Source organism: Marinomonas sp. TW1, assembly GCF_001625355.1.
GTDB lineage: Bacteria > Pseudomonadota > Gammaproteobacteria > Pseudomonadales > Marinomonadaceae > Marinomonas.
In genome coordinates, this window is record NZ_JSEE01000007.1 from 97,922 (window position 1) to 112,503 (window position 14,582).

At 44.5% G+C, this 14,582-nt stretch carries 13 protein-coding genes and 1 riboswitch; of the genes, 10 read left to right on the forward strand and 3 right to left on the reverse strand.

Features of this window, described 5'->3' with window-relative positions; translation table 11 throughout:
* Positions 1-67 precede the first annotated feature (67 nt).
* Positions 68-1,432 carry a molecular chaperone gene (gene yegD, locus OA79_RS07915; protein ID WP_063332685.1) on the forward strand — a complete coding sequence of 455 codons (1,365 nt, stop codon included), beginning with the start codon at positions 68-70 and terminating at the stop codon, positions 1,430-1,432.
* Between the two features lie 37 nt (positions 1,433-1,469).
* Positions 1,470-2,540, forward strand: coding sequence for an FUSC family protein (locus tag OA79_RS07920; RefSeq protein ID WP_063332686.1), 1,071 nt, complete (start codon positions 1,470-1,472; stop codon positions 2,538-2,540).
* Between the two features lie 60 nt (positions 2,541-2,600).
* Here OA79_RS07920 and OA79_RS07925 read toward each other — a convergent pair whose 3' ends face one another.
* Complete coding sequence (locus tag OA79_RS07925) at positions 2,601-3,992, reverse strand: EAL domain-containing protein (protein ID WP_082825418.1); 1,392 nt, start codon at positions 3,990-3,992, stop codon at positions 2,601-2,603.
* A gap of 380 nt (positions 3,993-4,372) precedes the next feature.
* A riboswitch (cobalamin riboswitch) is annotated at positions 4,373-4,598 on the forward strand.
* Between the two features lie 60 nt (positions 4,599-4,658).
* Here OA79_RS07925 and OA79_RS07930 point away from each other — a divergent pair.
* Positions 4,659-5,330, forward strand: a complete 672-nt coding sequence (locus OA79_RS07930; RefSeq protein WP_063332688.1) for an energy-coupling factor ABC transporter permease — start codon at positions 4,659-4,661, stop codon at positions 5,328-5,330.
* Positions 5,331-5,365: 35 nt separating this feature from the next.
* Here the strand turns inward: OA79_RS07930 and OA79_RS07935 are convergent, their stop codons facing one another.
* The gene (locus OA79_RS07935) at positions 5,366-5,965 is read right to left on the reverse strand and encodes a TetR/AcrR family transcriptional regulator (protein ID WP_063332689.1); all 600 of its coding nucleotides are present in this window, start codon (positions 5,963-5,965) and stop codon (positions 5,366-5,368) included.
* Between the two features lie 123 nt (positions 5,966-6,088).
* Between OA79_RS07935 and OA79_RS07940 the strand changes: the two genes are divergently transcribed.
* Positions 6,089-8,110 carry an NADPH-dependent 2,4-dienoyl-CoA reductase gene (locus OA79_RS07940; RefSeq protein ID WP_063332690.1) on the forward strand — a complete coding sequence of 674 codons (2,022 nt, stop codon included), beginning with the start codon at positions 6,089-6,091 and terminating at the stop codon, positions 8,108-8,110.
* 56 nt (positions 8,111-8,166) lie between these two features.
* Here the strand turns inward: OA79_RS07940 and OA79_RS07945 are convergent, their stop codons facing one another.
* Positions 8,167-8,676, reverse strand: coding sequence for a hypothetical protein (locus tag OA79_RS07945; RefSeq protein WP_063332691.1), 510 nt, complete (start codon positions 8,674-8,676; stop codon positions 8,167-8,169).
* 264 nt (positions 8,677-8,940) lie between these two features.
* On the opposite strand from OA79_RS07945, the gene iscR reads away from it, so the two are divergent.
* From iscR to OA79_RS07975, 6 genes are all read left to right on the forward strand, one after another.
* Complete coding sequence (iscR, locus tag OA79_RS07950) at positions 8,941-9,429, forward strand: Fe-S cluster assembly transcriptional regulator IscR (protein WP_063332692.1); 489 nt, start codon at positions 8,941-8,943, stop codon at positions 9,427-9,429.
* A 74-nt stretch (positions 9,430-9,503) separates the two neighbouring features.
* On the forward strand, positions 9,504-10,940 hold the full coding sequence (gene sufB, locus OA79_RS07955; protein WP_063332693.1) for a Fe-S cluster assembly protein SufB: 1,437 nt from the start codon (positions 9,504-9,506) through the stop codon (positions 10,938-10,940).
* 13 nt (positions 10,941-10,953) lie between these two features.
* Entirely contained in the window at positions 10,954-11,730 is a 777-nt protein-coding gene (gene sufC, locus OA79_RS07960) for a Fe-S cluster assembly ATPase SufC (RefSeq protein WP_063332694.1), read from the forward strand.
* Between the two features lie 3 nt (positions 11,731-11,733).
* Entirely contained in the window at positions 11,734-12,993 is a 1,260-nt protein-coding gene (gene sufD / locus OA79_RS07965) for a Fe-S cluster assembly protein SufD (protein WP_063332695.1), read from the forward strand.
* 12 nt (positions 12,994-13,005) lie between these two features.
* Complete coding sequence (locus tag OA79_RS07970; protein ID WP_063332696.1) at positions 13,006-14,223, forward strand: aminotransferase class V-fold PLP-dependent enzyme; 1,218 nt, start codon at positions 13,006-13,008, stop codon at positions 14,221-14,223.
* 8 nt (positions 14,224-14,231) lie between these two features.
* Positions 14,232-14,582, forward strand: coding sequence for a HesB/IscA family protein (locus OA79_RS07975; protein WP_063332697.1), 351 nt, complete (start codon positions 14,232-14,234; stop codon positions 14,580-14,582).

Sequence of the window (14,582 nt, forward strand, 5' to 3'; positions counted from 1 at the left end):
TCCATTCTCTCTATGTTATCGTCCGCTGTTTTTGAAACGTTAGTGAATATAAGGTCAGGTTTATCAAATGATTTGTGGTTTCGATTATGGCACATCTAATTGCGCAATGAGTGTTATGTCAGATAACGGAGCTCGTTTACTTCCTCTGGAAGAAAACAACGCGTTTCTGCCATCGACGTTATACGCACTCGATCGAGACTTAATAACGGAATCCGTTGGCCATAATATGCTTGATGAAGCGCAACGCCAAGCCTTTCTTCATGATAGGCAAGCCGCACTGTTACGAGCACAGCGAGTGCGTCGAGAAGAGGATATCCGGCAGGACGATCAAGTGTTGTTTTTTGGCCGAAAAGCCTTTGCTGAATATTATGATTTTCCAGAAGAGGGCTATTTTGTTAAATCGCCAAAGTCTTTTTTAGGCGGGTCGGGTTTACGTCGTGAACACATTCATTTCTTTGAGGATGTGGTGGCGTGCATGATGCAGAATGTTAAACGAAAAGCCGAAGCCGTATTGGGGCAGCGTTTGACTCGAACCGTCATCGGCCGTCCCGTTAATTTTCAAGGTATCAATGCGGAAGCAAGTAATCGTCAAGCCCTGGATATTCTGACAACGGCCAGTAAACGAGCCGGGTTTGAGTTCGTTGAGTTCTTATATGAGCCGATTGCTGCAGGGTTAGATTTTGAAACCAGACTCGAGCAAGACAAAACGGTTTTAGTGGTCGACATTGGTGGTGGTACGACGGATTGTGCCATGGTGAGAATGGGGCCAAGTTATGCTGAAAAACTCGATCGTAAAGAGGATTTTCTGGCTCATACTGGTGAGCGTGTTGGGGGAAATGATTTAGACATACGCATTGCCGGTAAGCATTTTATGCCATTGTTTGGAATGGACTCGAGACTTAAAACCGGTCTGCCAATGCCGACGCAATTGTATTGGAATGCCGTGACTACCAATGATGTGTCGGCTATTTCTACCTTCAATAGTCAGCAAACTCAGCAGCAGATAGAAGAGTTGTTACGAGATGCCAAGCAGCCTGAATTGATCTCTCGTTTTGCTCGATTGCGAGAAGATAAGCAAAACTTTCACATTGTTCGTAATGCGGAAGAGGTTAAAATAGCTTTATCAAGTTCGTTATCTCATCAAGTGTCATTGGATTACATTGAAGCTGAATTGGGGTTAAGTTTGCCTCGCGAAGCCATGGCCAAATCCATCGCGCCGCCGTTGCAGAAAATGTTGTCTCTAATGACTGAAGCCATTGAGCAAGCCGGGGAGCAACCTGACCTTATCTATATTACCGGCGGCTCAGCGCAATCCCCTGTTATTCGGGCTGCCATTGAAGCTGAAATTGGTCGTATTCCTGTGGTGGATGGCGATCATTTTGGTAGTGTGGCATCTGGATTAAGCGTGTGGGCCGAGCGAATTTATCGTTAATCCGTTCATTCAGTCAGACCAATAAAGGAGTGTTTCATTGCTGAAGTCAATTAAAGAGCAAGTAGGAAGTCTGTTTTCATGGAGTGACGTGAAGCGCCCTTGGCATATTGCGGTCGTGGCGGCGATTTGTGTGGGGATTCCTCCTCTTATTGGTGCGGCATTAGGGCAGTTTGCCATAGCGACCTTAGCCAGTTTGGGCGCCATGGTGATTTTATATTTACCGAAAACTCGTATGGCACATCGTATGGTGACCATGGCAATGTGTTCATTCGGCTTTATGTTGTGTTTCAGCGTGGGGGCTTTGTCGAGTTTTAATCCTTATACTGCAGCCTTGGCCTTGGCTATTTTATCCTTCGGCGCCATCGTGATCACTCGATACTACTGTTTGCCAACACCGGGGAGTTTCTTCTTTATTTTGGTGTCGGCATTGGCTATTTACTTACCGTTTGATTTGGCTAAGCTGCCAGCCAATGTCGGAATGGTGGCTTTGGGCGGTATGATGGCATGTATTATTGCTTTTATTTACAGCTTAATGACGGGAGCAAACGATCTTCCCCTCAGTCAATTTGAAACGGATTCTCGAGTGAATGCGATTTTACTGGAAGGGTTTTTAGTCGCTTTTTTCATCGGCTTGTCTTATTTGATTGCCATGTGGTTGCAGTTAGCCAATGCTCTTTGGGTACCTATTTCCTGTGCGGCGATTCTGCAAGGGGCGACCTATCGAATGATTTGGCATCGAAATGTACATCGAATCATAGGCACTGTGATTGGCATGGGGTTGGCTTGGTGTGTTTTTTCCATTCAGCCAAATTACTGGCATTTGGCTTTTTTCATGTTTGTGTTTCAGTTTTTAATTGAGGTTTTTATCGTTAAAAATTACGCGGCGGCGGTGATTTTCATTACCCCTTTGACTGTGATTATGGCGGAATTCACCAGTGCCGACATGTCGACTGATATCTTGTTGCAGCACAGGATATTGGACATTTTTATCGGCAGTTCCATTGGCATTATTGGCGGTACTATTTTCCATCGTACGTCTTTGCTTAAACGTATAGAAGCGAGAATGAACGAACGTCGTTCTCTGTCTGGACGTCGGCCGCCTCAGTAATCCTTTCCTCTTAATAGAAGTGTTTTTCTATTATCAAGTTGTATCTTATTCGGTTTTTTATTAAGCCATACCGGCTTTTTGCGGTTTGCCATAGAACCAGCCTTGGTGATAACGCACATCAAGACTGGTTAATCTATCTTGGTCTTCTTTGTCTTCTACGCCTTCAATGATGCAGGGGATGTTGAGGGTTTTGAAGATTTCAATGAAAGGCACTAAAAACTCGCCATTTTTTGATTTAAGAATGCTCTTGTCGATCTTAATGAAATCGAAGTCAAACTCGAAAATGTAAGAGAAGTTCGAAAAGCCAGATCCAAAGTCGTCCAAAGCAAAACGGTAACCTAGCTCTTTGAGCATTTTTATGGTCGTTTGGATTTTTTCTCGATTGAGAAACAAGTCCTCGTCTTCGGTGATTTCAATGATGATTTCTTGTCGTGCGGCGGCCTCAATGGAAGATAAATAAACCATCATTTTACTATTGACCAGATGTTTGGCAGACAGATTGATTTGAAAGTTTTTACAATGGAAATGGCTGCGTTCTGTCGAAAGCTTATCCAGCTGCCACAAGGTATGGTCGACGTAGAGGTTATGTTTCTTGATGCTGTTAATAATACCTGTAGCGTGTTCCTGATCTTGACAGCGAGTGAAAATTTCATATGAAAAAATAGAGCCACTCTGAGAATCAATAATAGGCTGGTAGACATTAAAAAAGGTATCGGAATAGATTTTGCGTTTTAACCTTTTTTTGTCTGATAAGAAGATTAAAAAAGGAATCGAGACAAATTGAAAAAACAAAAACGACAACACAAAGATAGAAAGATAAAACACAGAAGACGCGCTCAGGTCTTGTTTGTCTTGGTAACTGAAATAAAGATTGTTTATGAATTCAGAAGGCAATTCCGCTTCATTATTTTTAAGCTCTATCCCTTTGGGCTGGGTATCGATCTTGATGTTTTGCAGTAAATTATCAATGGAGGAGTGTTTGATCAAAGCATTGAATTCAATTTCTTGAGTTGATTTTTTTATTACATAAATTTGTTCGTTATACAAATTGGAAATGTGTGGGCCTGAAAACTTGAACCCTTCATGAGGCTCAGGATTACGAACTTGAATCTCACTTTCGCCCCATGAGCTGCAGGTTAAAGTGCCTCTACTATTACCTTGTTTCACAATACCAACTTCGATCACACCATCAATATTAAAAATAGACTTTCGCATGAAGTTTAGAACGTCGGTATTGCATTGCCCTTTATAGAGGCCTGATGTCTGATTTAGCACCAGAGAAATGGAATGGAATAAATTCTCTAGGAAGGCGATTTGTTTTTCGTTATTTTGCGTTAGTTCGGCGGAGGCTTGTTGTGATAGTCGTTTGCTTTCGGCTTCTCCTAAAAAGAAGGCTAAACCAAATGAGCACAACAAACTAACCAGTGTGATCTTCACTTTCCTATGAGGCATGCTAACTCGCAAATTTCATCGCAATAATAGAGTGTAAATTCTAGTGTTTTATTTGCGATGAAATAGTGTCTTTTTGTGAATGGCGGTTCCGCTCAAGGAAATATCATTGATGTATTTGTTGTACGCTTTTTCATGTTTTTTCAAAATACAAATTAAATCAAAGCGTTAAGGTTTTATGAGTGGTTGTTTCTGATGCTTGAATGATCATCTAGAGACGATTCAGAGTACAAACTGGTAACGAAAAATTACATCTTGTTGTTGTTTAGGCTGGGTATCACATGGTTTTCCCATAAATAAAAATAATACCGATTTAAAATTGCCTAATGAAGACAGAGGCAGTAGTCTTTTTGGCGTATTCTGTCGCTTAATTGAAGTACGTCAGGGTAATGGATTATGAAGGTGTCATGTCGCAACCTAAAAGCTGGCGACGGAGTAAACGGGAAACAGGTACGTGAAAACTAAGCCTGTGCTGCCCCCGCAACGGTATGTTTACGCTTTGGTTAACAGATTCAATTGCACTGCGAAGGTGGGAAGGAGTTGAGTCGCGAATGTTGATCGATTAATAGGCTAACAAGTCCGGAGACCGGCCTTCATAGAGAGCGTCTATATAAGTAGACACTGATTTAGCGCATACGGGTGAGTGTGTTGCATATTAGGAGATAAAACATGCATATTGAAGCGGGCGTAGTTGACGGCGCCAAGATGTTATTGAGTTATGGTACGGCTTTGGCGGCAGCGGGATTAACCCTCAAGTCGGCAGTGGAATTAATGAAACAGTCCGGTTTGTTCTCACTATTGGGAAGAAGCCTGATGACCAGTTTGTTGGTTTTATTCTTTTTTGAAGTGCTGCCTCATCAGGCCGTTGGGGTGTCAGAAGTTCACTTTATATTGGGCTCGACCTTATTCCTCATATTTGGTCCGGCTGCGGCGGCCATTGGTTTGGCATCAGGTTTATTGATTCAAGGGGTGTTTTTTGCGCCGTTTGATTTGCCGCAATATGGTATGAATATGACGACCTTATTGTTGCCATTGTTTGCTATGTCCATGGTGGCGAAACGAATCATTTCACCTAATACGGCGTATGTTGATATTTCTTATAAACAAACATTGCAGCTGTCCCTTATGTACCAAGGCGGTATTGTGGCTTGGGTCGCTTTCTGGGCTTTTTATGGGCAAGGCTTTGGGGCAGAAAATTTTAGCTCCGTTGCCAGCTTTGGTGTGGCGTATATGAGTGTTGTGTTATTGGAACCTGTATTGGATCTGGCGGTGTTAGCTGGTGCGAAGACACTAGATCGCTTCAAACAATCTCATTTATTTGAAGCGCGTTTGTTTCATTAAGTTTATTCGTCAAGCCCTTAATTAAATTTAAGGGTTCAATGAGTTGAGCGGCATAGGTTTTTGATCATCTGATCGACCATGCCGCTTAAATCTTCTTTGTCTAAGTAAATCCCATCTAGATAGAACCTCGCCAATCCATGCAGGCTGGCCCAAGTTGTTTGGCCAATTCTTAGGGGGCTGTTGTCCGCAGGTAAGATGTTTGCCTGTTGCAGTGTCTCTACCCAATCAATCCAGGTTTTAAACGTTTGTCGCGAGGCCGCGACTAAGCTGTCGGTCGGAGTGCCTGCTTTCCAGATGACTCGTCCATACATGAGGTCATAAGTTTCACTGTGCTGTTGCGCGTATTCTAAGTAAAGGTGTACATACTGTTTAAACAGGTCTGTTGTTGGTAGCGTTTTTTTGAGTAGCTGGCAAAGCAGTTCTTCCTGCTCGTAAAAGCCTTTTTCTGCTAAGGCACATAAGAGAGCATTTTTATCTTTAAAGTGGTGGTAAGGCGCAGTGCGTGATACGCCAACGACATCGGCCAGTTTGCGCATGCTTAAACTTTCTACGCCATGCTCTTTGATTAAACTGGAAGCGGAATCCAGTAACGACTTGGTGAGATCACCATGATGATATTTTTTTGAGTTTGTCATGTGGTGATTATTATCCGGCTAACTTGACAATGTCAAAATGAAAACTTATCTTGACGGTGTCAACATTGCGAGCGGGCAGCTGCAATGGTTAAAATTTAAGCCAAAATAATAAGAGAGTCGCTTATGAGTCACGCAACTTACCCACATTTATTTCAGCCTTTGGATCTTGGTTTTACTCAACTAAAAAACCGTGTGCTAATGGGCTCAATGCATTTAGGTCTAGAAGAGGTCAAAGGTGGCATTGAGCGTATGGCGGCTTTTTATGCAGAGCGTGCTCGAGGTGGTGTTGCCTTAATTGTGACAGGTGGTATTGCGCCAAATGCTGAAGGTGTTGTGTACGCAGGGGCGGCGGTCATGGCGTCTGAAAAAGATGTCGCAGAGCATCAGGTCATTACTAAGGCTGTACATCAAGAAGGCGGTAAGATTTGTATGCAAATCTTACATACTGGTCGTTATTCCTATAATCCAAAGCTGGTGGCGCCATCTGCTATTCAAGCTCCGATCAATCCTTTCAAACCAGAAGCTATGACTGATGAAGGCATTGAAAAGCAAATCAATGACTTTGTGAACGCGGCTAAATTGGCCAAACAGGCTGGTTACGATGGTGTGGAGATCATGGGCTCAGAAGGTTACTTTTTGAACCAGTTTATCGCGTCCCGTACTAATCAGCGAGAAGATGAGTGGGGTGGTGAATATGAAAAACGCATTCGTTTACCTGTCGACGTTGTGCGTCGTGTACGCGAAGCGGTCGGTACAGAATTTATTATCATCTATCGTTTGTCTATGCTGGATCTTGTTGAGGGCGGAAGTACGTTAGAAGAAGTGGTAGAGCTTGGTTTAGCGATTGAAAAAGCCGGTGCCAGTATCATCAGTACTGGAATAGGTTGGCATGAAGCACGTGTACCAACCATAGCGACAAAAGTACCGCGTGCCGCCTTTACTTGGGTGACGGCGAAATTAAAGCAGTCCCTCAATGTGCCTTTGGTCACGTCCAATCGAATTAATGCGCCAGATGTGGCGGAAGAGGTGTTGGCTCGAGGCGATGCGGATATGGTGTCGATGGCGCGACCCTTCTTGGCGGACCCTGAATTTGTAGTAAAAGCGCAAGAAAACAGAGCCGACGAGATCAATACTTGTATCGGTTGTAATCAAGCGTGTTTAGATCATGTGTTTGCCAACAAATTAACCTCCTGTTTAGTGAACCCTCGTGCGTGTCATGAAACCAAATTGATCATTGCGCCTACAGAAGAAAAGAAACGCATTGCTGTAGTAGGGGCTGGTCCTGCTGGTTTAGCGTTTGCTACAACGGCGGCTAAGCGTGGTCATGATGTGACCCTGTACGATGCTGCGAGTGAGATTGGAGGGCAGTTTAATATTGCCAAGCGTATTCCTGGTAAAGGCGAGTTTTATGAAACCTTGCGCTATTTTAAGCGTCAGGTGGCATTAACTGGGGTGAATTTACAGTTGAATACCAAAGTGGATGCGCATTTTCTGAATCAGTCTGATGCGGACGAAGTGGTGTTAGCCACGGGGATTTTGCCTCGCACCCCAGGGATTGATGGTATCGATCATCCAAAAGTGCTGAGTTATCTCGATGTGATGGATGGTCACCCCGTCGGTAAGCGAGTAGCGGTGATTGGTGCTGGTGGTATTGGATTCGACATTTCGGAATTCCTTATTCATGCTGAAACCTATAAAACCCAGAAGATCGAAGACTTTATGTCGCAATGGGGGGTGGATATGAGCTTAGGGGCTCGTGGTGGTGTTGAAGGTATGACACCAAAATTTGAACCTGCTGAACGAGAAATTTTTCTGTTACAACGTAAGAAGAGTAAAGTTGGGGCGAATTTAGGTAAAACCACTGGCTGGATTCATCGCACTGAGTTGGTGAAAAAAGGGGCGACTCTGTTGTCCAGTTGTGAATACCACAAGATTGATGACCAGGGCTTACATTTGTCTGTAGACGGCAAAGATCAGGTGTTAGAAGTGGATAATGTGGTTATTTGTGCAGGGCAAGAATCAAACCGCTTATTGGAAGCAGGATTAAACAAGCCGATGCATTGGATTGGTGGGGCGAGCGTGGCATCTGAGTTAGACGCTAAGCGCGCCATCAAGCAAGGTACGACTTTGGCGGCGAGTATTTAACCAGACTGTCAATAATGAAGGACACGATCCTCATTCATTGCCTTAGAAAAGCCTCATTACTGTGAGGCTTTTTCGTTGGGCTCGCCCGTTTTCAGTAAACGCAACAAATCTTCTCTTTCTAAACTGCTTTTCAAGGCCAAGTCCAAACGGTATTGGTATTGGCTGTTCCAATCTGCGCTGTCTGGCGTGATGCGTGATAAATCGTTCATAGCCGATTTCATGACTTTCAGGTAAGACTGAATGTTCTCTTCTTGATTAATCAGGATGTTTTTTAGGGCGGTTGCACTGCTGTGTCGAAGATACAGTTTGAGTTCTTCGCTGTCTTTATCAATTTTATCAATTTGAAGGCTGTATTTCTTTTGAGCATTCTGCACATCGGTGATGCGAGCATCGTACTTACTTAAAGTGCTCTCTAGTTCTGGATCGTCCTTAGAGGAGCTGACGAGAAAATAACTGATGCCTCCAGACGCCCCGACACTGAGAATAAAGCAGAGCAGAAAGGGTACAAGGACGCTTTTGGGTTTCTGTCCTGCGCTGTTTGATGAATTGTCGTTGTTGTCTTTCATAATGACTCTTCTATCGATGAATGGATTTCTATTTATTCTAAGCGATTTTTGGATAATTAGGAGGCTTTTTATGGGACTGTTTGTCGATGATTTTCGGCTCAAAATGCATTCTGCGGTTTAGTTTTTATGCAAGTCCACGTAAAATGCGCACGAAAATTTGGTTGGTTGGTTAATAACCTAGTATTTTAGTCGGGTAAATACTTGATCAAAACACTTGGTTTTGTGTATTATTTAGGCTCACAGAAAGTATTAATTGGGTAGCTTATGCGTCTTACAACAAAAGGTCGCTATGCCGTAACCGCCATGCTAGATCTGGCATTACATTCGAGCAAAGGGCCGGTCTCTTTGTCGGATATTTCTGAGCGACAAGGGATTTCCCTTTCCTATCTTGAGCAATTGTTTTCCAAACTTCGTAAGAAGGCTTTGGTTATCAGTGTACGTGGCCCTGGCGGAGGTTATCGCTTGAGTCGTTCTAATGATGACATTTACGTTGCACAAATTGTGGATGCGGTGAATGAGTCAGTCGATGCGACAGGCTGTAAAGGGCGCAGTGACTGCCAGAGTGGCCATACTTGTCTAACCCACCATTTGTGGTGTGACTTGAGTGATCAAATACATGACTTTTTAAGTCAAATTAGTTTAGAGCAATTGGTGCGCCGAAATGATGTGCGCCAAGTAGCGGAGCGACAAAATCTTGAAAGTCGACCGCTTGGCTTTGATAGCAGCAAAATTAGTGCGGCTATTCTCGATTAGATAATCAATTAATGGTGTGGAGCCTTCCTGGGAATATGTCCCCTTAGTCGGTTCCAATAATGAGTGAGTTTTATATGACAGAGCAGATAGATAAGGCGCTGGCACGGGAATACGAAGCGGGTTTTGTGTCTGATGTGGAATCAGAAACATTTACGCCAGGATTGGATGAAGATGTCATTCGTCGTATTTCAGAAATGAAAGGTGAACCTGAATGGATGCTCGAATGGCGTTTAAGTGCTTTTCGTGATTGGTTAAAAATGGACGAGCCTGATTGGGCTTTGGTGGATTACCCCAAAATCGACTTTCAGGCGATCTCGTACTATTCCGCGCCAAAGAGTATGAAAGATAAGCCTAAGTCTTTAGACGAGGTGGACCCTGAGTTATTGCGAACCTATGAAAAGCTTGGTATTCCGTTGATTGAGCAGCAAATGCTGGCCGGTGTTGCGGTTGATGCCGTATTTGATTCTGTCTCTGTTGTTACCACTTTTCGAGAAAAACTCGAAGAAGCGGGTGTGATCTTTTGTCCGATCTCGGAAGCCATTCACAAACACCCTGATCTAGTGAAAAAATACCTAGGCAGTGTGGTGCCTAAAAAAGACAATTATTACGCGGCGCTTAACTGTGCGGTGTTTACAGATGGATCCTTTGTTTACATTCCAAAAGGGACTCGCTGTCCTATGGAATTGTCTACTTACTTCCGTATCAATGAGCAAAATACCGGTCAGTTTGAGCGTACCTTGATCATCGCGGATGAAGGTAGCCATGTGAGTTATCTGGAAGGTTGTACGGCGCCTCAGCGAGATGAAAATCAGTTGCATGCGGCTGTGGTTGAGTTGGTTGCATTAGATGATGCAGAAATTAAATACTCGACGGTTCAGAACTGGTACCCAGGTGATGAAGAAGGCAAAGGTGGTATTTATAACTTTGTGACCAAACGCGGTGTTTGTCATACCAATGCCAAGATTTCTTGGACGCAAGTTGAAACGGGTTCTGCCGTCACTTGGAAATACCCTAGTTGCGTACTGAAAGGCGATAACAGTATTGGTGAATTCTATTCGGTTGCTTTGACGCGAGGTCGTCAGCAAGCGGATACCGGTACCAAAATGATTCATCTTGGTAAAAACACCAAGTCGACCATCATTTCGAAAGGCATTTCAGCCGGTAAGAGTAATAACAGCTATCGTGGCCTGGTTCGAATGAATCCAGGAGCAGAAGGCGCACGTAACTTTACTCAATGTGACTCTTTGTTGATCGGTGATCAATGTGGCGCACATACTTTCCCTTATGTCGAGAGTCGCAACCCTTCTGCCATTGTTGAGCACGAAGCCACGACGTCTAAGGTCAGTGATGAGCAAATGTTTTTATGTCAGCAACGTGGCCTAGATCCAGAGAAAGCGGTCTCGATGATCGTCAACGGCTTCTGTAAAGAAGTCTTTAAAGAATTACCGATGGAATTTGCCGTAGAAGCGGGCAAGTTACTAGAAATTAGCCTTGAAGGCTCTGTAGGTTAAGGAATTGTTTAGCATGTCGAATTTATTGACGATTAAAGATTTACACGCCAGCGTGGAAGAAAAGAACATTATTAAAGGCCTTAACCTTGAGGTTAAGCCGGGCGAAGTGCATGCCATTATGGGGCCAAATGGTGCCGGTAAAAGTACCATGGGTTACGTGTTGTCCGGTCGTGATGGTTATTCTGTCGAAAGTGGCAGTGTGACTTTAGACGGCGCAGATTTGCTTGATATGGAAACGGAAGAGCGTGCTCGCGCTGGATTGTTTTTGGCTTTCCAGTACCCAGTCGAAATTCCGGGCGTTAGCAATCTTGAGTTCCTAAAAGCCGCCGTTGACGCTCAACGTGAAGCGCGTGGCGAAGAGGCTGTGACTTCGGCGGAGTTCCTGAAAGAAGCCAAAGCGGCTTGTAAACAGGTTAATTTGCCTGTGTCATTCCTAAAGCGTGGCGTCAATGAAGGCTTTTCTGGTGGTGAGAAAAAACGTAACGAACTGATGCAGATGTTGTTGCTCAAGCCGAAGCTTTGCATCTTGGATGAAACCGATTCAGGTTTGGATATTGATGCATTGCAAGTGGTCGCAGAAGGCGTTAACAGTCAACGTTCAGCGGAGCGTAGTTTCATTGTTGTGACTCACTACCAGCGCTTGTTAGATTACATTAAGCCTGACTTTGTGCATGTTTTGTCAGATGGAAAAATTGTGAAAAGTGGTGATGCTTCTTTGGCTCATGAATTGGAAGCGCAAGGTTATGCTTGGTTGCAAACAGAACCAGCTGAAGATGAGTTAGAGGGGTAACGCATGAGTGAATGGTTAGAAAGTGCCATCGCTCGAGGGCAGGAAAATCAAGACTGGCTCGCACCAAAGCGTGCTCAAGCACTTGATGTTCTGGCGAATACTCAATGGCCAACACGCAAAACAGAAGCTTGGCGCTACACGCCTCTAAGAGCCGTTGAACGTAGCTCGGCGAAAGCATTAGATCGTGAGTCTGGCTTGACCCCCGTAGCGATTCCGAATGTCTCTGCGATTGAGTTGGTGTTTGTAAATGGTCAATTTGACGTCTTACAGTCAGCCAAAACTTTGCCAACCGGTTTGACGGTGCAGCTTGGTCAAGATCTGTCCGCAGAGCAACAAGCGGAAGCGTTGCGTTCTTTTTCAAACATTAAGCCGGAGCGTCACTTGTTCGGTTTGGTGAATGATGCTCTCGCGAAAGACGTGTTGCTGGTTACCGTGGCGGAAGGTATTAAGATTGCTGAGCCATTGCGAATCAGTTCTTTGTTAAGCACTGGGGCGGAATCTCATACTCGTGTTTTAGTGCGTTTAGAGAAAGGTGCTCAGTTAGCCGTGATTGAAGATGTTCAGTCGCAGGGTGACAGTCTCAGTACGGCATTTGTTGAATACGATGTGGCCGCAGACGCGTCTCTAGAGCATTATCGTTTTGCATTGCAAACAGGGTCGAATCTCACCATTGGCGGCAGTCACTTCCAACTGAGCGATAAGTCAAAAATGCACAGTACGATTGTTGGCTTTGGTAGTGAGTTGTCTCGTTTGGATACGGACATTATTCACGCTGGTGAATTTGCCGATGCCAAACTCAATGCAATGTATCTGTTGGATGGTAAAGAGTTGTTTGATTTGCATGCGACGGTTGAGCATGCAATGCCAAATGGCACCACCGAAGAGAATGTGCGCGGTATTGTGGCAGATCGCGCACGCGCGGTATTTAACGGCCGTATTCATATTCATCGTGATGCACAGAAAACCTTGGCTGAGTTGAATAACCGCAATTTGTTGATGTCGAATAAAGCGGAAATCAATACTAAGCCCGAATTGGAAATTTACGCTGACGATGTGCGTTGTGCTCATGGTGCAACCATTGCCGAAATTGATAAGCAGGCGCTTTATTATTTAGAGACACGTGGCATTAGTAAATCAAAAGCACAAGTGATGCTGAATTTTGGTTTTATTAATGAATTGATCGATTTGATGCCAAATGAAGCCTTAGCAGAATGGGTTCGTCCTATTATCCGTGAGCGTTTTGCGCAAATGGAAGTTAAGTAAGCGAGGAATAGAATGAGTTTTGATGTTTCTGCCATTCGTGACGAGTTTCCGATTTTAAAGCGTGAAATCGATGGGAATCCTTTGGTGTACCTTGATAACGCTGCGACAACGCAAAAGCCGCAATGTGTTATTGATGCTCTGGTGAATTATTACACCACTTGCAATGCCAATGTTCATCGTGGAGCGCATCGTCTGGCGGACGAAGCGACTCGCCATTTTGAAGAAGCTCGCGATATTGTGACCGCGTTTCTGAATGCCCCTAAGCGTGAAGAAGTTATCTGGACGACAGGGACGACGGAAGGCATTAACATCATTGCTAATGGCTTATCTTCGTTGTTGCAACCGGGCGATGAGGTAATCGCAACTGGGATGGACCACCATGCGAATTTGGTGACTTGGCAGCAGGCTTGTAAAGCCTCAGGGGCAACCTTTAAAACCGTGCCTGTTACGGATGAGGGTGAGTTGGATTTGGCGGCGTATCAGTCTCTGTTAAATGAGCGTACTAAGTTTGTCGCGATTCCCCATGTTTCTAATGCTCTGGGCACCATTAATCCGGTGAAAGAGATGACGGTTAAAGCCAAAGCCGTGGGTGCTTTGGTATTGATTGATGGGGCGCAAGGTGCGGCACATGGCTGGGCGGATGTTCAAGACATCGGTTGTGATTTTTACGCTTTCTCCGCACATAAATTATATGGTCCTATGGGGATCGGTGTGTTGTGGGGGCGAGAGTCAGTCTTAGCCGATTGGCCTGTGTGGCGTACGGGGGGTGAGATGATTTCCACTGTGACGCTGCAAGACGCTACTTGGAATGTCTTGCCTTACCGTTTTGAAGCAGGCACACCGAATGTGGCGGATGCCATTGCCATGGGGGAAGCCATACGTTGGTTTTCTGCATTGGATCAAGAAGCTGTCGCCGCGCATGAAAAAGCTTTGTTGGCTCATGCGACGAAACTGGCGGATGAGTTTGACGGTTTGACCGTGATTGGTCGAGCAAAAAATAAGATTGGCGTATTAAGCTTTGTGATGGAACAAGGTCACCCAGCAGACATCGGCTTTTTATTAGATCGCCAAGGTATTGCAGTTCGAACAGGGGATCATTGTGCTCAGCCTCTGATGGCGCGTTTTAATGTTCCTGGTACGGCGCGTGCTTCGTTTGCGATTTACAATACGTTAGAGGAAGTAGATGCCTTGTTTACTGCGTTGAAAAAAGTACGCAGCATGTTGGCATAGGAGGTTTTATGACAGTAACTACATTTGACCCTGAGACCAGTGTTTCTTTGACTGTAGCGGCTGAAAAGTATTTTGCAGCGAAGTTAGCTGCTTTGTCGGGTAATTTAATTCGCTTAAGTACCAAAGAAAGTGGCTGCACCGGCTTCGCTTATGTTTTGGATATTGTTGAAAAAGCAGAAGAGCAAGATACCGTTCTGTCGTTTGGTGATGTGACGCTTGCTGTCGATGCTAAATCCATGGCTATGTTGAGTGGTACCGAGATCGATTTGGTTCGTGAAGGTGTTAATCAGGTGGTGAAATTTAATAACCCTAACGTTGTAGCAGAATGTGGCTGTGGCGAAAGCTTTAGTGTGAGTTAA

Coding starts and splice junctions, on each gene's coding strand:
- yegD (WP_063332685.1), top strand. CDS start 68: ATGATTTGTGGTTTCGATTATGGCACATCTAATTGCGCAATGAGTGTT.
- OA79_RS07925 (WP_082825418.1), bottom strand. CDS start 3,992: ATGCCTCATAGGAAAGTGAAGATCACACTGGTTAGTTTGTTGTGCTCA.
- OA79_RS07930 (WP_063332688.1), top strand. CDS start 4,659: ATGCATATTGAAGCGGGCGTAGTTGACGGCGCCAAGATGTTATTGAGT.
- OA79_RS07935 (WP_063332689.1), bottom strand. CDS start 5,965: ATGACAAACTCAAAAAAATATCATCATGGTGATCTCACCAAGTCGTTA.
- OA79_RS07940 (WP_063332690.1), top strand. CDS start 6,089: ATGAGTCACGCAACTTACCCACATTTATTTCAGCCTTTGGATCTTGGT.
- OA79_RS07945 (WP_063332691.1), bottom strand. CDS start 8,676: ATGAAAGACAACAACGACAATTCATCAAACAGCGCAGGACAGAAACCC.
- iscR (WP_063332692.1), top strand. CDS start 8,941: ATGCGTCTTACAACAAAAGGTCGCTATGCCGTAACCGCCATGCTAGAT.
- sufB (WP_063332693.1), top strand. CDS start 9,504: ATGACAGAGCAGATAGATAAGGCGCTGGCACGGGAATACGAAGCGGGT.
- sufC (WP_063332694.1), top strand. CDS start 10,954: ATGTCGAATTTATTGACGATTAAAGATTTACACGCCAGCGTGGAAGAA.
- sufD (WP_063332695.1), top strand. CDS start 11,734: ATGAGTGAATGGTTAGAAAGTGCCATCGCTCGAGGGCAGGAAAATCAA.
- OA79_RS07970 (WP_063332696.1), top strand. CDS start 13,006: ATGAGTTTTGATGTTTCTGCCATTCGTGACGAGTTTCCGATTTTAAAG.
- OA79_RS07975 (WP_063332697.1), top strand. CDS start 14,232: ATGACAGTAACTACATTTGACCCTGAGACCAGTGTTTCTTTGACTGTA.